16 protein-coding genes are annotated in these 20607 nt (G+C 54.7%); 4 read left to right on the plus strand and 12 right to left on the minus strand.

All coding sequences use genetic code 11. From position 1 onward, the window contains the following. Nucleotides 1–336: 336 nt before the first annotated feature. Complete coding sequence (rpsU, locus tag CMO10_RS10180; protein WP_008891676.1) at nucleotides 337–540, plus strand: 30S ribosomal protein S21; 204 nt, start codon at nucleotides 337–339, stop codon at nucleotides 538–540. A 129-nt stretch (nucleotides 541–669) separates the two neighbouring features. Here the strand turns inward: rpsU and CMO10_RS10185 are convergent, their stop codons facing one another. From CMO10_RS10185 to CMO10_RS10210, 6 genes are all read right to left on the minus strand, one after another. After that, nucleotides 670–1257 carry a hypothetical protein gene (locus CMO10_RS10185; RefSeq protein ID WP_297021496.1) on the minus strand — a complete coding sequence of 196 codons (588 nt, stop codon included), beginning with the start codon at nucleotides 1255–1257 and terminating at the stop codon, nucleotides 670–672. Between the two features lie 119 nt (nucleotides 1258–1376). Further along, nucleotides 1377–2774, minus strand: coding sequence for an NAD(P)(+) transhydrogenase (Re/Si-specific) subunit beta (locus CMO10_RS10190; RefSeq protein WP_297021498.1), 1398 nt, complete (start codon nucleotides 2772–2774; stop codon nucleotides 1377–1379). A gap of 12 nt (nucleotides 2775–2786) precedes the next feature. After that, entirely contained in the window at nucleotides 2787–3218 is a 432-nt protein-coding gene (locus CMO10_RS10195; protein WP_044828152.1) for an NAD(P) transhydrogenase subunit alpha part 2, read from the minus strand. Then, entirely contained in the window at nucleotides 3211–4374 is a 1164-nt protein-coding gene (locus CMO10_RS10200; protein WP_297021502.1) for a Re/Si-specific NAD(P)(+) transhydrogenase subunit alpha, read from the minus strand. The genes CMO10_RS10195 and CMO10_RS10200 overlap by 8 nt, the downstream gene beginning before the upstream one ends. Nucleotides 4375–5128: 754 nt before the next feature. Beyond that, nucleotides 5129–6508, minus strand: coding sequence for an ABC1 kinase family protein (locus tag CMO10_RS10205; RefSeq protein WP_297021504.1), 1380 nt, complete (start codon nucleotides 6506–6508; stop codon nucleotides 5129–5131). Between the two features lies 1 nt (nucleotide 6509). Continuing rightward, on the minus strand, nucleotides 6510–8285 hold the full coding sequence (locus tag CMO10_RS10210) for a M3 family oligoendopeptidase (RefSeq protein WP_297021507.1): 1776 nt from the start codon (nucleotides 8283–8285) through the stop codon (nucleotides 6510–6512). Between the two features lie 473 nt (nucleotides 8286–8758). Here CMO10_RS10210 and CMO10_RS10215 point away from each other — a divergent pair, with 473 nt between their 5' ends. Both CMO10_RS10215 and CMO10_RS10220 read left to right on the plus strand, forming a co-directional pair. Continuing rightward, nucleotides 8759–10579: an AMP-dependent synthetase/ligase gene (locus CMO10_RS10215; protein WP_297021509.1), complete on the plus strand. Its 1821-nt coding sequence runs from the start codon at nucleotides 8759–8761 to the stop codon at nucleotides 10577–10579. A 27-nt stretch (nucleotides 10580–10606) separates the two neighbouring features. Continuing rightward, nucleotides 10607–11029 (plus strand): ATP-binding protein, encoded by a 423-nt coding sequence (locus CMO10_RS10220; protein WP_044828147.1) that lies wholly within the window; start codon nucleotides 10607–10609, stop codon nucleotides 11027–11029. An 11-nt stretch (nucleotides 11030–11040) separates the two neighbouring features. On the opposite strand, the gene CMO10_RS10225 is transcribed toward CMO10_RS10220, so the two are convergent. Together CMO10_RS10225 and clpB are read right to left on the minus strand one after the other, a co-directional pair. Then, nucleotides 11041–11841, minus strand: a complete 801-nt coding sequence (locus CMO10_RS10225) for a DUF4197 domain-containing protein (RefSeq protein ID WP_297021511.1) — start codon at nucleotides 11839–11841, stop codon at nucleotides 11041–11043. 123 nt (nucleotides 11842–11964) lie between these two features. Continuing rightward, nucleotides 11965–14556 (minus strand): ATP-dependent chaperone ClpB, encoded by a 2592-nt coding sequence (clpB, locus tag CMO10_RS10230; protein WP_297021513.1) that lies wholly within the window; start codon nucleotides 14554–14556, stop codon nucleotides 11965–11967. A 353-nt stretch (nucleotides 14557–14909) separates the two neighbouring features. Here clpB and CMO10_RS10235 point away from each other — a divergent pair, with 353 nt between their 5' ends. Next, nucleotides 14910–15674 carry an MOSC domain-containing protein gene (locus CMO10_RS10235; protein WP_297021517.1) on the plus strand — a complete coding sequence of 255 codons (765 nt, stop codon included), beginning with the start codon at nucleotides 14910–14912 and terminating at the stop codon, nucleotides 15672–15674. A gap of 6 nt (nucleotides 15675–15680) precedes the next feature. Here CMO10_RS10235 and CMO10_RS10240 read toward each other — a convergent pair whose 3' ends face one another. The 4 genes from CMO10_RS10240 to prfA form a co-directional block, all read right to left on the minus strand. Next, nucleotides 15681–17276, minus strand: a complete 1596-nt coding sequence (locus CMO10_RS10240; protein ID WP_297021520.1) for a type IV secretory system conjugative DNA transfer family protein — start codon at nucleotides 17274–17276, stop codon at nucleotides 15681–15683. 284 nt (nucleotides 17277–17560) lie between these two features. Then, on the minus strand, nucleotides 17561–18325 hold the full coding sequence (locus tag CMO10_RS10245) for a DUF4167 domain-containing protein (protein ID WP_297021523.1): 765 nt from the start codon (nucleotides 18323–18325) through the stop codon (nucleotides 17561–17563). A gap of 292 nt (nucleotides 18326–18617) precedes the next feature. After that, nucleotides 18618–19520, minus strand: a complete 903-nt coding sequence (gene prmC, locus CMO10_RS10250; protein WP_297021526.1) for a peptide chain release factor N(5)-glutamine methyltransferase — start codon at nucleotides 19518–19520, stop codon at nucleotides 18618–18620. Nucleotides 19521–19522: 2 nt separating this feature from the next. Next, a complete protein-coding gene (gene prfA, locus CMO10_RS10255) occupies nucleotides 19523–20605 on the minus strand; it encodes a peptide chain release factor 1 (protein WP_297021529.1) in 1083 nt (360 codons plus the stop codon). Nucleotides 20606–20607: the final 2 nt, after the last annotated feature.

The following is a 20607-nucleotide window of genomic DNA, read 5'->3' on the forward strand; positions in this document are numbered from 1 at the left end:
CGTGCCCGGAAAATCGGGGGAATTCAGATCGTCCGCCTGATTGAAGTCAGGCAATAGCTGCTGTTAACTCAAGGCATTATAACAACTTTTGATCTATTTTTGTTATTTGATGATCGCCATTTGGTTTTAAAGGGATCAAAACAGAAAAACCGCCTGCTTGCCCAATGGGTTTGCCAATTGCGGTCCAATAAACGTCAAAGGCGAATATCCCCTTCCCTCTTTTCTTTTTGCCCGCTTTGCACTATATACAGGCCACGGTCATGTTGACTGTAAATCCAACCGGGGGGCATTCCGCACTCTGGGTGTTTTTGTTTTTTTGAAAGGAGCGTGGTTTCCGTGCAGGTAATCGTTCGCGACAACAATGTCGATCAGGCTCTGAAAGCGCTTAAGAAAAAGATGCAGCGCGAGGGCATTTTCCGTGAGATGAAACTCCGTCGCCACTTTGAAAAGCCGTCGGAGAAGAAAGCTCGCGAAGGGGCGGAAGCAATCCGTCGTGCCCGCAAGCTGGAGCGTAAGCGCATCGAGCGCGAAGGCTTCTAGTCTTTTTCACTTTCGGGGTATCTCGAACGTGACTGTACGATCGAATTTGGCTTGCCAAGTTCGGACCCGTGCGCCAAGCCCGCCTCGGAGCAATCCGGGCGGGTTTGGTTTTTCTGGACTGTTGTGAACTCAGTTTCCAGACACCCACGCCCGGATGTCATCAAGCATCGTCGGCTCGTAGCCAATCGGATCTGGCATTGGTTCAGACCGCACAATGATGCCCGACTGGGTACGATAGACGGTATAAAGCGTGTCTTGCGAGATATCGGTAAAGGTCGAACTGCCATATTCGGCATCGACCAGGAAATTCCATTCCGCCAGATAGTTCATCAGATCAAGCGCATCACCCTGCCCCAGATCATAGGCCATCTTCGGCTTGGTATTTTCATCATTGATATCGCGATAGCGGCCTTCAAAGCGCACCAGCTTATAGCGAGCGTCCATACCCATCACATTGGCCCAGGGCTTCAGCTTGATGAACTCCGCATCAATTCGCCACTGATCACCATAAATCTCAAAGATACCGACATCGCCGCCTTGGCCTGCCGCCAGATGCGCCTCAAACACATCCTCGCCGAGCGGTTCGAAATACATCTTGGCAATCGGCTTTTCGGCCGTCAGTCGGACATAGGTCAGGATCGTCAGCCCCATGGACGCTACCAGCGCCACAGAAAGCACAACCACCAAAAGCAGAGAAACCCTTACCAACCGAAACATGCGACCTTCCGTACCAGACCTTCTGGATGAAGCATGACAGAACTATAAGGCGTTGTAGCGCCGAAAAAAAGGCGGCCCCATCGGAGCCGCCTTTTATCGTTTCAAACCGGATAGTTTGATCAGTTATCGAGATGCATGACGATTTCTTCGCACATCTTTTTGGCATCGCCGAACAACATCATGGTGTTGTCCTTGAAGAACAGTTCGTTCTGGATGCCAGCGTAACCGGCTGACATGCCGCGTTTGACGAACAGAACCGTTTTGGCCTTTTCGACTTCAAGGATCGGCATGCCGAAGATCGGGCTGGCCGGGTCGGTTTTGGCGGCCGGGTTGGTGATGTCATTGGCACCAATCACGAAGGCCACGTCAGCCGAGCCGAAATCACGGTTGATTTCTTCCATTTCCAGCACGTCGTCATAGGGCACGCTGGCCTCGGCCAGAAGCACGTTCATGTGACCTGGCATGCGTCCGGCCACCGGATGGATGGCGTAGCGGACATTGACCCCCTCGGATTTGAGGATATCGGCCATTTCACGAAGGGCGTGCTGTGCCTGTGCGACGGCCATGCCGTAGCCCGGAACGATGATGACGCTTGATGCATTCTTCATGATGAAGGACGCATCATCTGCCGATCCGGATTTGACCGAACGATCACCATCCGCGCCAGCACCTGCGGCTGCTTCGCCCTCGGCCCCAAAGCCACCAAAGATGACATTGAAGATCGAGCGGTTCATGCCCTTGCACATGATGTAGGACAGGATCGCCCCCGAGGCACCCACCAGCGCACCGGTAATGATCAGCGCGTTGTTTTGCAGGGTAAAGCCGATGCCACATGCTGCCCAACCCGAATACGAGTTCAGCATGGAGACAACGACCGGCATGTCTGCCCCGCCAATCGGAATGATCAGCGTGATGCCCAGAACAAGTGCCAGTGCCACCAGGATCCAGAAGGCCGTATGGCTTTCGGTTGCCACAAGGATGACACCAAAGACAACGATGCCAATACCGATGGCAAGGTTGAGCATATGCTGCCCCTTGAAGCGGACCGGCGTGCCCGAAACGATGCCCTGCAATTTACCGAACGCAATCAGCGAGCCGGTAAAGGTAATCGCACCAATCGCAACACCAAGACCCATTTCAATCAGGCTGGCCGCACCGATATTGCCCGCCGTACCGATACCATAGGCACCCGGCGAATAAAGCGCAGCCCCGGCGACAAACACGGCTGCCAGACCGACAAGCGAGTGGAAGGCCGCGACAAGCTGTGGCAGCGCGGTCATCTGGATCTTGAGCGCGATGACCGTACCGATGGCACCACCGATCAGGATCCCGACGATAATGGTTGTGTATGACAGCACAGCCGGGCTTGCCAGCGTGGTAAAGATGGCGATTGCCATACCCACCATGCCAAGGATGTTCCCGGTACGGGCCGATTCAGGTGACGAAAGTCCGCGCAACGAAAGAATGAAGCAGACCGAGGCCACCAGATACAGGAAAGCCGACAGGTTTTCCGACATTGTGTGTTCCCCCTACTTCTTTTTCTTGAACATATGCAGCATGCGCTGGGCGACGATGAAGCCGCCGAAAATGTTGACGGATGCCAACACCACCGCAATGAAGCCCATCATCTTGGAGAAGTTCATCTCCACCGGGCCTGCTGCCAGAAGCGCACCGACGATAATCACCGACGAAATGGCGTTGGTCACAGCCATCAGGGGTGAATGAAGTGCCGGGGTGACTTTCCACACGACGTAATAGCCAACAAAGCAGGCCAGGACGAACACCGTCAGGCCAAGAACCGTCGGGCTAACGCCTGATCCCTGGACCGCAACCGCGGCCGAACCAGCAGCATCAGATGCGCCGGTTGCCAGACTGTCGGCAAGCTTTGCTGCCTTTTCCGCAAGGCCAAGGGCGGCATCGCGGAGTTCATTTGCATTCTGCGCTACGGATTGATCAGCCATTTGCGACCTCCTCCCCGCCGAATTTCGGATGAACGACCTTTCCATCGTGGGTCAGGCGCGTCTCCTTGATGATCTGATCTTCGCCATCAAATGCGAGTGCGCCTTTGTCCTTATCGACAGAAAGGGTGATGAAGTTCAAAAGGTTCTTGGCATACATCGCCGTCGCATCGGTTGCGACGGAACTGGTGATGTTGGCGGGGCCTATAAGCTTCACGCCATTATCGGTCATAACCGTTTCACCAAGCTTCACGCCAGCAACATTGCCACCGCGCTCAGCCGCCAGATCAATGATCACCGATCCCGGCTTCATGCCAGCCACCATGTCGGCGGTGACGATTTCCGGTGCCGGACGGCCCGGAATAAGGGCGGTGGTAATGACGATGTCGGTTTTGGTCAGGACCTCTTTAAGCTTTTCGGCCTGTTTTTTCTTGTAGTCATCCGACATTTCCTTGGCATAGCCGCCCGATGTTTCCGCATCAGAGGCATTGTCATCTTCGACTTCAATAAAGGTGCCGCCAAGCGACTGAACCTGTTCTTTTACCGCCGGGCGCACATCAAATGCCGACACAACGGCACCAAGGCGCTTGGCGGTTGCTATCGCCTGCAGACCGGCAACACCGGCCCCGACAACAACAACGCGTGCCGGCGGCAAGGTGCCCGCGGCCGTCATCATCATCGGATAGATGCGGCCAAATTCATGGGCGGCATCAAGAACCGCGCGATAGCCCGCGAGGTTGGATTGTGATGACAACACATCCATCGACTGCGCACGCGAAATACGCGGCATCAGCTCCATGGAATAACCATCAACACCGGCCTTTGCCATGGCCTCGATCAGCTCCTTGCGATCAAACGGCTCAAGCAGGGCGACGACTGCGACCCCCTTTTTATAGGCGGTTAATTCGTTGGTTTTGCCATCAATGACAGGTGGGCGCACCTTGAAGATGACATCAGCATCCTTCACGGTGGTTTTCATTGTTTTGGCAATGGTCGCACCGGCATCGACAAAACGATCATCCGGTATGGCGGCGTCAATTCCGGCACCAGCCTCAATTGCAACGTCAAACCCGAGAGCCTTGAGCTTTTTCACGGTCTCTGGTGTGACGGCAACGCGCTTTTCCCCGGGCCATATTTCCTTTGGAACGGCCAGTTTCATCGCGTTTGACCTCCTTCCCTGTTGATTGGTCAGTTTGACAATCCGTGTTCATTCAAAGCAACCGGTTCCAGAACGTCATTTCGCGTTCCTTTCGGACCGATCACAGGCAACCCTTATCCAATTCAATTGCTTCGGACCGACACACCTATCGGCCCGAAAAAAGAAAAAGGCGGTTCTTCAGCAATCGCAGAAGAAACCGCCCACTTTCCCACCACGCATTACAAGGCATAAAACCTTGCCGACATGTCAGGTCCCACCCGCCATTGGTGCTCAGGACAAACAATCAATGACGCCCTGCATGTCTGCGTTGAAAGCAAGATGCGATTTCTCACCGACAACCACAATCCGAAAAACCGATAAAAAAACACTTTAACAAAATATCAGTTAAAACTTCTAAAAATCCGATATGTGCGGAAATTCGCACATTTAATTTCCATTATGGAACAAGTCCTGATCCGGATCGTCACACAATAGATCGTTGATTTTCGGCAGTTTCCCCTGTTTTTACCCCACGTTGTAAGTGAATATTATCTTACAAATAAACGTCCAAGTCTTCATTTATTGCTTGTACGGCACGCAATAGGGAACGCTGCAAACGCCAAAAGGTTCGCAGAAATATTCTCGATTTTTTGAAAACTAACCGGGTTCAGGTGCCGAAAATCGTGTTTTTGATCGCGCAACTTGATCAAAAACCCGTTCGACTCTGCATTGAAAACGCGAATCGCTGGGGACCGACCGCGCGCAATTACGCGACCTATGCGTCGGGTCGCTCGAGACCAATCTGATCAAGGGCGGCTTTCTGCCGGGCTTCGAGTTTTGCGACGTCAAAGTCGCCAACCAGATCGTTAAACAGGCGATACCAGTTCACCTGTGCATCCAGACGCAGGAACACCGCGCCAAGCCCGACCGCTGCACGGTCAACCAGAACGAACTCACGCGGCGGTTTGACGCCGCCAACACGGCGCAGTTCCTGATGCACCTTGCCAGCCACTTCCGCCCCATAGGCGACCGAGTTGGTTTCGCCCATCTTACGTTCGCGGTCATCAAGGATCGGGCCGTAGACGAAGCTCGCCCAGATATTGAGCACATCAATCAGTTCGCGTGACGGGTTTTCAAAGCCCCAGCTTTCATAGGCCGAAACAGCCTTTTCCTCGTCCTCGTCCCGCAGTGCTTCATAAAGCGTGATCACCGCCTGAACGAAGTCGGGTTTGAAAATGCGGATACAGCCGAAATCGAGAAGATTAACCGACAGATCATCGCGCAGCGTGTAATTGCCCAGATGCGGATCGCCGTGGATCACGCCATAGCGATAAAACGGCACATACCAGGCCCGGAACATATTAAGTGCCACCTGATTACGCGCATCCTGATCAGGATCGCTTTCAAGGAAATGCTTGAACTTCTGCCCCTGCTGCCAGGTCATGGTCAAAAGCCGCTTGGTGGTCACGTCATCAACCGGTTCGGGCACATGTACGCAATCCTCATCGGCCAGCATATGGCGATACAGGCGCATGTGTTTGGCTTCGCGGGAATAATCAAGCTCCTCGCGCAGGCGGGCTGTCAGTTCTTCCTGAATGTTCTGTGCATCAATCGCGCTGTCATAGCGCTTATAGATCGCAAAGGCCGCACGCAGCTGTTTCAGATCGGCCTCAACAGTTGCCGACATGTCGGGATATTGCAGCTTGCACGCCACATCACGCCCGTCGGGAAGCGTTGCCTTATGCACCTGCCCCAATGATGCTGCTGCCACCGCATCGTGGCTGAATTCGGTGAATTTTGATTGCCATCCCGCGCCGAGCTCGCTGCGCATCCGGCGTTTGACGAACAGCCAGCCCATGCTGGGAGCATCTGCCTGAAGCTCTGCCAGGGCCTGGGTATATTCCTTGGGCAGGGCATCGGGGATGGTTGAAAGTATCTGGGCGACCTTCATAAGCGGGCCCTTGAGCCCGCCCAAGGCAGAAGTCAGTTCGGCGGCGTATTTGGCGTGATCAATCTCGCCGCCGAACATTTTCCCGGTGGCAAGGCGCGCGGCCAGCTTGCTGGCCGATGCGCCCACCTTTGCATAACGACGAACCCGCCCGCCAAACCTGTTTTCCTCGTTCGCGGCGGTATAATCATCGTCGTTATCACTCATCTCAGGAAAGCTCCTCCAGCTCGTCGATCATACGCTTGATCATATTAAGGCCCCGCTGCCAGAAGGCCGGGTCCGATGCATCAAGTCCGAACGGTGCCAGAAGTTCCTTATGCCGTTTGGTGCCACCGGCCTTCAGCATATCAAGATACTTCTGCTGGAAGCCGTCTTCGGCACCCTGATAAACATCATACAGCGAGTTCACCAGGCAATCGCCAAAGGCGTAGGCATAGACATAGAACGGCGAATGGATGAAGTGCGGAATATAAGACCAATAGTACTTGTATTCGTCTTCATAACGGATGGCATCGCCCAGACTTTCATGCTGTACGGCCAACCAGATGTCGCAGATCTCATCAACGGTCAATTCACCTTCGCGGCGCTTTTCATGCACGCGTTTTTCAAACTCGAAGAACGCGATCTGACGCACGACAGTGTTGAGCATATCCTCAACCTTGCCGGCCAGCATGATGCGCTTCATCTTCGGATCAGACTCTGAGCGCAGCATCGACTGGAAGGTCAGCATTTCACCAAAGACCGATGCGGTTTCCGCCAGTGTCAGCGGCGTATCAGACAGGAAATAACCCTGCTCACCGGCCAGGACCTGATGCACGCCATGGCCCAACTCATGGGCAAGCGTCATCACGTCACGGGTTTTGCCATGATAGTTGAGCAGAAGGTACGGGTGTGCGGACGGCACGGTCGGATGGGCGAAGGCGCCCGATGACTTGCCCGCACGCGGCGGTACATCGATCCACGGGTTATCAAAGAACTTCTGACCGACTTCTGCCAGTTCAGGGGAAAATTCGCCGTAAGCCTTGAGCACGGTCGAACGCGCGGTATCCCAATCGATCTGACGATCATCATCATCGGGCAGCGGCGCGTTACGATCCCAGTAGTCGAGCTGATCAACGCCGAACCATTTCGCCTTCAGGCGATAATAGCGGTGCGACAGATCGGCATGGCTGTTCTTAACGGCCGTGTTGAGCGCGTCGACAACTTCATCCTCGACCTGGTTGGACAGGTTGCGGGACGATACCGGGGTTGCGAATTTGCGCAGGCGATCATCAATTTCCTTGTCCTTGGCAAGGGTATTGGTGATGTGCGCCAGAAGCTTGATGTTCTTGCCCAGAACGTCACCAATCGATTTCGCGGCCTTCTTGCGGTCCTCAACCTTGCTTGAAGACAGCATGTTGGCGGCATCTGACATGGTCAGATCTTCGCCATCAATCGGGAAGCGGAGTTCTGCCATCGTCTGATCAAACAGGCGCACCCACGCGGCCGATCCGGCAACGCGGCGTTCATGCAGGACCTGCTCTACCTCGTCGGACAGCTGATGCGGGCGGAAGGCACGGTTTTCATCAAGCCACGGGCGATAACGACGAAGGGCTTCGCTCTGATCATACTTGGCATCAAGCGACGCATCTTCGATACGGTTGATTTCAAGACCAAAGAACAGCGACAGGCTGGAAATGCCTGTCATTTCTTCCTGAACGAACTGATAGAACTGGCCAATGGCCGCGTCCGAGCTGTCACCGGCATATTTCAGTTGCGCAAACGATCCGATCTTGCCGCAGATTTCACTGATGGCCTCGTATTCGGCAATGGCAGCCGCCAGTTCATCACCCGACAAGTCATTGAGCTTGCCCTGATAGCTTTGCTGGAATGCCTGAGAGCGGCTTTTGGCATCATCAAGATCGCGCCGGATATTCGGGTCTTTCAGATCGTTATAGAGATCGGTCAGATCCCAGGTCGGCAAATTCTTGTTGATCGCGTTCATTTGTCCTCCAGACAGTCTCGTTGGTCGCGTGCATCCGATCCGCAGCGGCAAAGGTGTGTGCCTTTGCTTTTTAATCGTCCTGATCCGATATATAGCCCGTCAAAGCCATATCACCAGACCCGTTTACAGATACGGTTTCAAATTGCTGGGTCGATCATATCGTTCCCTGTGCTACGGACAACAGCAAAGCCGCATCAAGGGCCAAACAAACCGCATTTTACGGCGCCTTTGACCGGAACAAGGCACCCCAGACCGCGTTTCTGTGACATGGGCGACAATTCGGTCTTTAAAATGTCATTTTCAGGCTGCGCAATTGTGCAATCCCTGATAACAAATTCATCTTGGAACGTTCGTTTATTCCGATCTGCTGCGCGCTCGCGCGGGTATAAGGAAAAAGGAAATGACAGCGTTACCATCAGGGCAGCGCAAAGATTGCCCGTTCGCGGGAACCAAGAGTGAGGCAAGGAAACGTCATGACAAGTTTGCAGGATTATGCCAATTGGCAAAACTTGCCGACCATGTTTTTTGAAAAGGCCAAGAAACATGGCGACACGCCGTTTCTTTGGACCAAGGATTCAGAGGGCAAGGAATTTGTCCCGACAAGCTGGCAAGAGGCCGCCGATCAGGTTCGCGCCCTTGCGCGCGCCCTTTATGACATAGGCGTACGTCCTGGCGACCGGGTTCTGTTGGTTTCGGAAAACCGCACCGAATGGGGCATTGCCGATCTTGCCATCATGTGCGTTGGCGCCATGACCGTCCCCGCCTACACCACCAATACAGAGCGCGATCACCTGCACGCGATCGAAGACAGTGGTGCGGCGATTGCCATTATCTCGACCAAGAAACTTGCCCAGCCCTTCCTGCATGCCGCCCTGGATAGCGGGCGCTGCCGCCATGCGATCATGATGGAAGAATGGGGTCAAAGCTTTGTCGGCGATATTACCATTTCGCGCTGGGATGACCTGATCGCCAAGGGGCGTGGCCTGACACATGATGTCGATGACTGGATTTCCAAGATCAATCGTGATGACCTTGCCTGCCTGATCTACACATCCGGCACGGGTGGGTCGCCCAAGGGTGTGATGCTGAGCCACGGGGCGATCATTTCAAACTGCATGGGCGCATTTGACATTATTGATACGCTTGGCATCGACAAGGAAATCTTCCTGTCCTTCCTGCCGCTGTCGCATTCCTATGAACATACTGCCGGCCTTTATTTCCCGATCAGTATCGATGCCCAGATCTATTACGCCGAGGGGCTCGATAAGCTGGCGGCCAATCTGGCTGAAGTCAAACCGACCATCATGACGGCTGTGCCGCGCCTGTATGAGATGCTTTATCAGCGCATGAGCCGTATGGTCGAAAAGGAAGGCGGCATCAAGCAGAAGCTGTTTGATCTTACCCTGCGTCTGGGCCGCAAGAATTACGAAGGCGAACGGCTTGGCCTGATCGAAAAGCTTCAGAACCTTGCCTGTGAACTCTTGCTCCGTCGCAAGCTCCGCCAGCGCTTTGGCGGCCGGATCAAGGCGATGGTATCAGGTGGCGGTCCGCTGAATTACGAACTGGGTGTGCTGTTCGTATCGTGCGGCATCCGCATCCTTCAGGGTTATGGCCAGACCGAATTTGCCCCGGTGGTGTCGTGCAACCGCGCGGAAAACAACAAGCTGCGCACTGTCGGCCCGCCGATGGTCGGGGCCGAGGTCAAGATCGCCGATGATGGCGAGATCCTGCTGCGCGGCGAAAGTATGATGAAGGGCTACTGGAACCTGCCGGATGTGACGGCGGCGACCATTATTGATGGCTGGCTGCATACCGGTGATATCGGCAAGTTCGATGAACAGGGCAGCCTGATGATCACGGATCGCAAGAAGGACATCATCGTCAATTCCGGTGGCGACAATATCTCGCCCCAGCGGATCGAAGGCCTGATGACCCTTGAAACCGAGATTTCCCAGGCCATGGTCTATGGCGATGACAAACCCTATCTGGTGGCGGTCGTCTGGCCGGAAGAAGACTTCATGCGCGAGTTCGCCCGCGAGAATGGTATTTCAAACTCCATCGAAGAGCTCGGCAAGAATGATGACTTCCGCAAAGTCATCCGCACCGCGATTGATCACGTCAATCAGCGCCTGTCGACGATTGAAAAAGTGCGCAGCTTCATGTTTGCCGAAGCACCCTTTACCATTGATAACGAAATGCTGACCCCGTCGATGAAAATACGCCGTCACAAGATCCGCGAAGCCTATGGCAAGCAGCTTGACGGCCTTTATCAGCGCAAGCGTGGCGGCCAATAAAACACCAAACGACTGACCATAAAGACGATGACGCGCCCCAAAGAAATCAAACAAACCCTTACCCTGGTCCGGGGTCTTCCCGGATCAGGTAAATCGACACTCGCCAAAAATCTGTGCCAGGCCACCGGTGCAGTTCATCTCGAAGCAGACATGTTCATGGTCGATCATGAAGGGTTCTACGAGTTTGATGGCACCCGCCTGTCGCAGACCCACGCCCGGTGCGAGGCGGAATGCCACAACGCCCTGTCCGAGGGACAAGACGTTGTTGTCTCGAACACCTTTACCCGCTTCTGGGAAATGAAGGCCTATATCGACATGGCCGACAAGCACGACATTCTGTTGCAGATTGTCGAATGCCATGGCCGGTTTGGCAGCATCCATATGGTGCCCGATGAAACACTTGCCGATATGCGCGATCGCTGGGAACCGCTGCCGGAAAAATACCGCTAAGGGACGCGCCCCTAGTTCACGGTTGAAAAGACCTGCTTGAGGATATCGGTCGTCCAGCGGGTCGGATCGCTTCGAATGTCAGCTTCCTGAAGGGCGATGTAGTGGAACAGGCCATCCATCGCCTTATCGGTTGCGTGATCGGTCAGCGATGCCTTGAGGTCGGGGACAAACGGCAATTGGGCGTACTGCCCCACCATCTGATCATAAAGCGACAAGGCACCGGTATCTGACAGGGCATCCGTGATCATCGGGCGCAGGCGGCCCTCGATATCGGTTCCTGAAACACGCCTAAGATACTGGGTTGCGGCATCATCCGGGCCTTGCAAGATGCCCTTGGCATCGGCGACCGTCATCTGGCTTACCGCATTGATAAGAATATCCCCGGCATCCTGCATCGTCTGTTCGGCTGCACGGTTCATCCGCAATTCGATTTCATCGGCGTAGCTTCCAAGGCCTGCGGCACTCATCAGTTTCTGGGCGGTCTGGACTTCGTCGGGCAGTGGAATATGCGCGACCGGATCGGCGTTAAAGCCATCAACGGCCCCCAGTTGATCGGTGACCAGATCCACCCCGATATCAAGTGCCTGTTTCAGCCCCTGCTCGACCGTATCCGATGACAGGGCCGAGATCCCTGAACCGCCCCCCGATGTGCTTCCCGACCCCGAAGAATTCATCGCATCGCCAAGCGCCTGCTTTGCCTTGTCAAAGAAGGATTGGGCATGAACCGGCGCGACGGTTCCGCCAGCCAGAACACCAACAACAAGTGCGACAGCACCGGCTTTGAAAACATGATCGGAAGTACGTTTGCGCATCTGTGGTCCTGCCATTTGCGTTATTGCCCGTGAAGGGAAAGACAATGAAGAGTAATCATGGCCCGAAAAAGACAAAACCCCGGTTAATCAACCGGGGTTTTGTATGTGATATGTCAGGCGGCCTTATTCAATGACCTCGACCTTTTTGCCATTCAGCAGAAGGTCGCTGCCCTCGGCCGAGACCGGAACCGTGTCACCATCCTTGATCCCGCCTTCCAGGATCTGCATTGCCAGCGGGTTCTGCAGATAACGCTGGATAACGCGTTTGAGCGGACGGGCACCATAGATCGGGTCATAGCCTTTTTCGGCCAACCAATCCTTGGCAGCATCATCAAGCTTGAGATCAATCTTGCGATCAAACAGAAGCTTCTCAAGACGACCAAGCTGGATATCGACGATCTTGCCCATCTGATCGCGGTGCAAACGATGGAAAAGGATGGTTTCATCCAGACGGTTGAGGAATTCCGGACGGAACGATGCCCGAACGATTTCCATGACCTGCGCCCGAACCTCACCGCTGTCATGACCCGGATCCTGATTGGCAAGGATCTCCCCACCAAGGTTCGAGGTCAGAATGATCAGCGTATTGCGGAAGTCGACAACACGTCCCTGTCCATCGGTCAGACGCCCTTCATCAAGAACCTGCAGCAGGACGTTGAACACATCGGGATGTGCTTTTTCGACCTCGTCAAACAGGACGACCTGATACGGCCGACGACGTACCGCTTCGGTCAGCGAACCGCCTTCCTCATAGCCGACATAGCCCGGAGGTGCACCGATCAGACGCGCCACCGCATGTTTTTCCATGAATTCGGACATATCAATCCGAACCATGGCCTGTTCATCATCAAACAGGAACTGCGCAAGCGCCTTGGTCAGCTCGGTTTTACCGACACCCGTCGGGCCAAGGAACAGGAACGAACCAATCGGTCGGTTTGGATCCTGCAGACCTGCACGGGCACGACGTACCGCGTTCGAGATCGAACGCACCGCATCATCCTGACCGACAACCCGTTTGCGCAGCGTGTCTTCCATTTCCAGAAGTTTTTCACGCTCGCCCTCGAGCATCTTGTCAACCGGGATACCGGTCCAGCGCGACACGACAGACGCAATGTGCTTTTCGGTAACCGCTTCTTCCTTGATACCGCGCGACGGATCGTTTTCCGCCTTTTCAAGCAGCGCCAGAAGGGCCGGGATTTCTTCGTATTGAAGCTGTCCGGCACGATCAAGCTTGCCATCACGCATCGCACGTTCAAGTTCACCGCGGGCCTGATCAAGCTGTTCCTTGATATGGGTTGAAGCGGCCAGTTCTTTCTTCTGGGCTTCCCATTTCGCGGTCAGCTCGGCGGATTTGCCTTCAAGCTCTGCCAGTTCCTTGTCCAGACGACCTAGACGGTCCTTGGACGCGGCATCCTGCTCTTTCTTGAGCGCTTCACGCTCGATCTTGAGCTGGATGATACGGCGATCAAGTTCGTCGATTTCTTCCGGTTTGGAATCAAGCTCCATGCGAAGACGCGAGGAAGCTTCATCCATCAGGTCAATCGCCTTATCAGGCAGGAACCGATCAGTGATGTAACGGTTTGACAGGGTTGCAGCCGCGACCAGTGCGTTATCGGCAATACGCACCCCGTGATGGAGTTCGTATTTGTCCTTGATCCCGCGCAGGATCGATACCGTGTCAGTGACTGACGGCTCATTTACAAATACCGGCTGGAAACGACGGGCAAGTGCCGCATCCTTTTCGATATGCTGACGGTATTCATCCAAGGTCGTCGCGCCAACGCAGTGCAGCTCACCACGCGCCAAGGCCGGTTTCAGAAGGTTCGATGCATCCATCGATCCCTCGGCCTTGCCGGCACCGACAAGCGTGTGCAATTCGTCAATGAACAGGATCACCTGACCGGCTTCTGATTCGATTTCGCTCAGCACCGCTTTCAGGCGTTCTTCGAATTCACCACGGAATTTCGCACCGGCAATCAACGCACCGAGGTCAAGCGACAGAAGTTTCTTGTCCTTGAGCGTTTCAGGCACGTCACCCTTGACGATACGCAGTGCCAGACCTTCGGCAATGGCGGTTTTACCCACACCGGGTTCACCGATCATAACCGGGTTGTTCTTGGTCCGGCGCGACAGAACTTGCACCGCACGACGGATTTCCTCGTCACGGCCAATGACCGGGTCGAGTTTGCCTTCGCGCGCGGCCTCGGTCAGGTCGCGGGCATATTTTTTAAGCGCGTCATACTGGTTTTCGGCACCCGCACTATCGGCCGTGCGGCCCTTGCGGATGTCATTGATCGCACCGTTCAACCCTTGTGCGGTGACACCGGCATCGGCCAGCACCTTGCCCGCAGTTGATTTCGGGTCAAGTGCGATGGTCAGAAGCAACCGTTCAGCCGTGACATAGCTGTCACCGGCCTTTTTGGCGACTTCCTGTGCCTGATCGATCAGACGCGCAAATTCAGAGGAAAGATAAATCTGACCATTGCCGCCGGAAACCTTTGGCAATTTTGCCAGTTCCTGCGCGCAACGTTCCTGGGCAACCTTCGGCTTACCGCCGGATGCCTTGATCAGATTGGCTGCCAGACCTTCTTCGTCATCAAGCAGCACCTTAAGCAGATGAACCGGGACAAACTGCTGATGGTTTTCTCGCAACGCAAGGGACTGCGCCGACTGGAGAAAGCCTTTTGACCGATCCGTAAAGTTTTCAAATTCCATTCCTGTCACTCCTTGAGCCAACAGTATTCAGACGATGTGGACCTTCTTGGAAGCGTCCACGGCATTGGTGTCATTACCGAATTCTAAAATTATAGATTATTTCGACAGCGACAACATTGATATGTCTCAGTCTAGCGCGTTTGCAACCACATACCCCTACAAAAGTTGCAAGAATTATTTGTGCACCGCAACACGGCTTTCTGGCATTATTCCAGATAGCAGGCGACGGTCTTGAATTTTGCATGTGACACAGGGTTGCCCTTGGCAAAACAACGTTCTAACGTCGCTCCGATATGCATGCCACTCGTCCCGCTTAATCCGGCATGCCAAAGCGCCATACAGGAACACAGATCATGACGATCGAACTCAAAGCCATCAAAAGATACCCGGTCAAGGGCATGCGCGGTGTTGATCTTGCAGAAGCAAAGATCAGCGCGCACCACATGATCACCGATGATCGTCGCTTTGTCATTGCCACACAGTCGTCCGTCGGACAGGAAGGCGTGCACGAATGGGCGCGCAAAAGCAACTTCCTGCAGTTGGTCAACACGCCGAAGCTGGCCGAAATCGGCACCGAATATGATGATGCCACCACGACCCTGACCATTCTTAGAAATGGGCGCGCCATCTGCAAAGGCAAGCTTGATGACGCCATGGGCCGCACCGTGGTTGAGGATTTCCTCAAGGCATTCCTGAAAAACGACATTGCCGGTACGCCGAAAATCTATTCCGTGCCCGACACCCATTTCGGCGACATGAAAGAACCGTTCATATCGCTGCTGAACCTGGCATCAATCCGTGATTTCGGCACCCGCATCGTTCAAAACGAGATTGATCCGATGCGTTTCCGTGGCAACCTTCTGATTGACGGGCTGGAACCGTGGAAAGAACTGGAATGGAACGAAGACAAGATCATCAAGATCAATGACATTTCGTTCCGCGTCGTGCACCCGATCACGCGTTGCAAGGCGACCAGCGTCAATCCGGACACCGCCATTGCCGATATCAATGTACCGCTGATGCTGCGCAAGGGTGTGAACCACCTTTATATGGGCGTGTATCTTGAGGCCCTAGGCGATGGCACGATTGCACCGGGCGATGAACTGACCATCGCCTAAGCGTTATCAGTCATTACCGGAATTGAATGTCGGGGCATGGACCGCCATGCCCTTGAACATCTCGTCGTGATACCAGTCAATGCGATGGGCGCGAATGGGCGGGCATCCCTTGCGGAACAGAATTTGTTCTTCCTTGGGGAAACGGGCCACTTCGGCTGATCGCAAGATCGGCTGATTATCCTGTGAACGCAGATGCACCGGGCGGCTGGTATCCTTTCCACCCCCGGTATCTTCGAATTTCGACATCGCGGTCAGGCCCGACACCCAATCCAGGTTAAATGCCCCTTCCTGCCCCAGCACCGAAATGGCATCAACGCGGCCCACGACATTTTCCCAATTCAGACACACATCCATCAGGCCACTCACACCCGAGAAGCCCGGCCAGACGATCATGCCATCGCCATAACCACCGCCCAGAAGGCGTTCGAACAACGGCATGCGGCCAACACTTTCGATCCCGTCCAGCAGCACGAGGAATTCCGGATCACCCGATTTCCATCCGCGCTGATTGATCAGGTTCATCATGCCAGCCAGCATCACACGGCTAAAGGATGGTTGAACTTCCGGGCTTTCGCCGCCCAGCTGCCCAATGACAAAGATCGACACCGGACCGCTGGTAATGTCTTCAAGGGTAAAGCTGCTTTTGCTGACCAGACGGGCAATTTGCGTATTGTCGAACTCTTCGGTACAGGCCCGGCAGGCCTCGATGATCTTCATGCGCTGATCTTCGGTCATATCAAGGATATTGAGCGCCACCTCGGAAATGCGGCCATCGGCGGACTCGATGCTCATCATTTCTTCGAGGATTTTGTAGAACCGGTGCGATGGCATGGTCAGGTTGCGGCGCACTTCGGCAAGGTTTCGGTTGTCCTTTTCACTGCGCTGGATCGTGAACACGATAAAGCCCTGCAACAGCGTCCTTGCGGTGCGGACTTCCTGCTCATCGAGTTCCTTGACAAACATCGGCGCCAGAAGCGTATCGGCAATAAGGCCGGTATCGGTAATCAGGCCTTCACCCTGCTGGCGGATGAAATCAAACGGATTGAAATGTTCGGTTTCAACACCGGTCTGTTTGTGCGGGTCAATCACGATCAGTTTCTGACCAAGCTTGGTTCGGCGCTCGTGAATGGCGCGAAAGATGCTGCCATACCGCTCATAGACAAACAGGTTGCCGGTATGCAGCAATGCATTCGGTTCGGCCGAGGCGCGGTAATACTCTTCGGGTTTGGTCGAAAAGGTCAGAACACGTTTAAGACCATTGGCACCAAGCAGGCGTTTGTCATTTCCCCAACGCCCCAGCACAAATGCCGGATTTTTATCAAGCAGCTTGCGGCCATTGAGGTCCTCAAGGGTGGCCCAGTCGCCTTCGCCACGTGATTTGGCGCCTTTTGTGCCCAGCTTGGGTTTCTTTGATTTGGAAGATGAAGATGGCTTCATGCGGTTAAGCACAATGACAACGAGCGGAATGAACATCGGGACGATGAAACAGACAGCCCCCAGAAGGGCCAACTCATAGTCACCATTAAACAGCCCAAGGGCGATAACCATACCGCCAAGAGCCCATAGCAAAACCATGACGACCCGAAATAAGCCAGTCCCCATCTAACACTCCCCGAGAATGCGCCTCTACCGTAAAAGGATGCCGGCTGTTTGATGCCGATCTTGGCTTCACGGTTTTATTTTGTGATTTGTCCCAGATCCCGTGCGACCGTTAATCGACAGTTGCGCGGGGTATTCGATTATATGCTTATACAGTTTCGCATCCCTTAAAGCACTGCGTCTTTGGGGGTATGTGCGGATTTGGCGCACAAACCCAAACGACAACACCCCTGCAAGCGTTGGCTTACAGGGGTGTTTGTCATGTTGAAAGACCGCCTTCTGTCAGATCAGGCCGAAACCGGCTCGGATCCCTCGTCAGAAGTGGCACCTTCTTCGTCTTCACGGCCAGCGGCACGGCTGCGGCCACGGCGCGCGGTCGGATGGCGACCACGGGTGCGCGCAGCACCGCCAGCAGCACGACGCGGCTTTTTCTCGCCGTCTTCGCCCTGATCAGCGTCATCGGCATTTGCCGCTGTGTCATCGCCAGATGCTTCGACCGGTGCATTTTCATCGGCATTGGCGTCATCGGATTTGCGCGGGCGACCACGGCCTGGACCACGTGCATCCGAACGGCGCGCACGTGGGGCACGTTTCGGCTTGCCACCATCGTCTTCCGACGCTTCGGCAGATGCATTTTCTGCCTCTACCGGGGTGTTGGTATCGTCATTGTTTGACGATGCATCGGAATTTTCGGTGCTGTCGCCCTGCTGATCATCGTTCTGATTGGACTGGGCGTCGTTGCGGTCGTCACGGCCACGGTTGTTGCGCTGACGATTGTTATCACCACCACGTTCTTCACGGCGCTGGTTTTCCCATTCCTGGGCGGCCTGAAGAATACGGTGATAGTGTTCAGCGTGCTGATAGAAGTTTTCAGCCAGAACCGGATCGTCAGTGCAATCCTTCGCCAGCGAAATGTACTTCTCATAGACTTGCTGGGCATTGCCGCGTACGCGGCCGTCCGGCCCATTGCTGTCAAAATTCTGGAATTTCGGATTTACTGGACGTTTATTCGACTGTTGCCGTCCGCGCGGACGTTTATTGTTATTTCTCATATCAACATGACTTTGGTGTTGAAGGACAATCCGGCGGCATCATCGGCCCCGGAACCACTCCGTCTGAAAAACATATTTCCCGCTAAACAGCGCCGATCACGGCATTTGTACAAACCTGCCGGGACCCTTATAAAAAGGAGCGGAGATTGTTGACTGTTTACAGGGGAACACGGCGCTTCCATAAGCGCGTCGGGCACCCGGCCCGTTCAATTCAACCTATATGGCTTGATCGGTTATTCCAACTGTTTTTTTCACTCGCCCGTGCTTTTTTTACATCACAGGTCTGGAATAATCAGATTACGCAACGCCCGACCGAACAGCGGGTTTTCTTTGCCGCGACGCAACGAACAATTCCGCCCAGATCTTCGCGATATTCCACCCCGACAAAACCGGCTTCAACCAGCAACTGACCCACATCCTTTTCCTGGCCGCGACCGATTTCAAAGATCACAAAACCGCCCGGCTTTGCCAGATCAAACGCCACTTGCGAAAGCGCGCGATAAGCCGCCAATCCGTCGCCTTCATCCGTCAGAGCAAGACGGGGATCAAACTTTTGCACTTCTTGCGACAGGGTCGTCATCTCATCGGCGGTGATATAGGGCGGGTTTGACATGACAAGATCAAATCCCTCTGCCCGATCAGTCTCATCAAGCGCACTATCCCAATCCGAAACGCGAAACTCGACCACATCATCAAGCTCCAGCAACCGGGCATTTTCGCGCGCGCAGGCCACTGCCCCTTCGCTCAGATCAAGTCCGATCCCGGTTGCCCCGGGCAGATCGCCAACGGCTGACAGCAAGAGGCACCCCGTGCCCGTTCCGAAATCAACAATCCTTGGCGCATCGGCATCTTCAAGGAAATCTATCGCCCATTCGACCAGCGTTTCGCTATCGGGTCGCGGCTCCAGCGTTTCAGGTGACAGTTTGAAGGTATGACGCCAGAAATCGCGCTCCCCCAAAATACGCCCGACCGGCTCATGCCCGATACGGCGTTTGATCATGGCGCGAAAGGCGTCGGCCTTGTCACCTGACACAGGGTCTTCGGGCCAGGCACTGATCCGCCCACCATCAACACCGGCCGCACGCGCCAACAAAATGCGGGCATCCATGCGCGCATTTTCAATACCGGCATTGGTCAGGGCCGTGACGGCCTCCGCCATCAGGGCACCAAGGGTTGGTGGGGTGTCAGAAGACATGATCAGCTTTCAATTTCGGCAAGCTTCTGGGCCTGTTCCTCGGCGATCAGAGCATCAATCATTTCATCAACCGCCGGACCACCGGCAATGAAATCATCCAACCGATAAAGCGTCAGGTTGATGCGGTGATCCGATACACGCCCTTGCGGGAAGTTATAGGTGCGAATGCGCTCTGAACGGTCGCCCGATCCGACCTGTGATTTACGGTCAGCCGCGCGTTCGCTGTCCTTGCTTTCGCGTTCCTGATCATAAAGACGCGACATCAGCATCTTCATCGCTTTTTCTTTGTTCTTGTGCTGCGACTTGGCTTCCTGGCTGGCCGCCACAACACCGGTCGGAATATGGGTGATACGCACCGCACTATCGGTGGTGTTGACGTGCTGACCACCCGCCCCCTGGGACCGATAGGTATCAATGCGCAGATCCTTGGGATCGATCTTGATATCGACTTCTTCGGCTTCGGGCAGAACGGCCACGGTCGCAGCGGACGTATGAATACGCCCGCCACCCTCGGTCACCGGCACGCGTTGCACACGGTGCACGCCACTTTCAAATTTTAGGCGCGCAAACACGTCTGTGCCCGACACGTTGACGATCACTTCCTTGAAACCGCCAAGGTCGTTTTCGCTGGCATCCATCTGTTCGAACTTCCAGCCCCGACCTTCGGCGTAGCGCTGATACATGCGATACAGATCAGCGGCAAACAGGGCCGCTTCCTCACCACCGGTGCCTGCGCGGATTTCGAGGATAGCGTTTTTGGTGTCTGCCGTGTCTTTCGGGATTAGCATCAGTTTCATCTGACGCTCTGCCTCGGGCAGCTGGTCCTGGATGTCGTATTTTTCGGTTTCGGCCATTTCGCGCATGTCGCGATCACTTTCCGGATCCGCCAGAATTTCTTCGGCGTCCTTCAGATCGCTTAGAAGCTTTTTATAGGCCTCAATCGCCTCGACCACCGGGGCCAGTTCGGCATGTTCGCGCGACAGCTTGGAAAAGCCGTCACCATCAAGCTCTCCGCTTGAAAGAAGCGCGTTGAGTTCGTCGAACCGGCGTGTGACGCCTTCGAGTTTCCCAAGGTCCAAACTCACTC

Source organism: Thalassospira sp. (genome assembly GCF_002709775.1).
Lineage (GTDB): Bacteria > Pseudomonadota > Alphaproteobacteria > Rhodospirillales > Thalassospiraceae > Thalassospira.

Excerpts from the sequence above, each read along its gene's own strand:
- CMO10_RS10185 (WP_297021496.1), bottom strand. The coding sequence starts at position 1,257 with ATGTTTCGGTTGGTAAGGGTTTCTCTGCTTTTGGTGGTTGTGCTTTCT.
- CMO10_RS10190 (WP_297021498.1), bottom strand. The coding sequence starts at position 2,774 with ATGTCGGAAAACCTGTCGGCTTTCCTGTATCTGGTGGCCTCGGTCTGC.
- CMO10_RS10195 (WP_044828152.1), bottom strand. The coding sequence starts at position 3,218 with ATGGCTGATCAATCCGTAGCGCAGAATGCAAATGAACTCCGCGATGCC.
- CMO10_RS10200 (WP_297021502.1), bottom strand. The coding sequence starts at position 4,374 with ATGAAACTGGCCGTTCCAAAGGAAATATGGCCCGGGGAAAAGCGCGTT.
- CMO10_RS10205 (WP_297021504.1), bottom strand. The coding sequence starts at position 6,508 with ATGAGTGATAACGACGATGATTATACCGCCGCGAACGAGGAAAACAGG.
- CMO10_RS10210 (WP_297021507.1), bottom strand. The coding sequence starts at position 8,285 with ATGAACGCGATCAACAAGAATTTGCCGACCTGGGATCTGACCGATCTC.
- CMO10_RS10215 (WP_297021509.1), top strand. The coding sequence starts at position 8,759 with ATGACAAGTTTGCAGGATTATGCCAATTGGCAAAACTTGCCGACCATG.
- CMO10_RS10220 (WP_044828147.1), top strand. The coding sequence starts at position 10,607 with ATGACGCGCCCCAAAGAAATCAAACAAACCCTTACCCTGGTCCGGGGT.
- CMO10_RS10225 (WP_297021511.1), bottom strand. The coding sequence starts at position 11,841 with ATGCGCAAACGTACTTCCGATCATGTTTTCAAAGCCGGTGCTGTCGCA.
- clpB (WP_297021513.1), bottom strand. The coding sequence starts at position 14,556 with ATGGAATTTGAAAACTTTACGGATCGGTCAAAAGGCTTTCTCCAGTCG.
- CMO10_RS10235 (WP_297021517.1), top strand. The coding sequence starts at position 14,910 with ATGACGATCGAACTCAAAGCCATCAAAAGATACCCGGTCAAGGGCATG.
- CMO10_RS10240 (WP_297021520.1), bottom strand. The coding sequence starts at position 17,276 with ATGGGGACTGGCTTATTTCGGGTCGTCATGGTTTTGCTATGGGCTCTT.
- CMO10_RS10245 (WP_297021523.1), bottom strand. The coding sequence starts at position 18,325 with ATGAGAAATAACAATAAACGTCCGCGCGGACGGCAACAGTCGAATAAA.
- prmC (WP_297021526.1), bottom strand. The coding sequence starts at position 19,520 with ATGTCTTCTGACACCCCACCAACCCTTGGTGCCCTGATGGCGGAGGCC.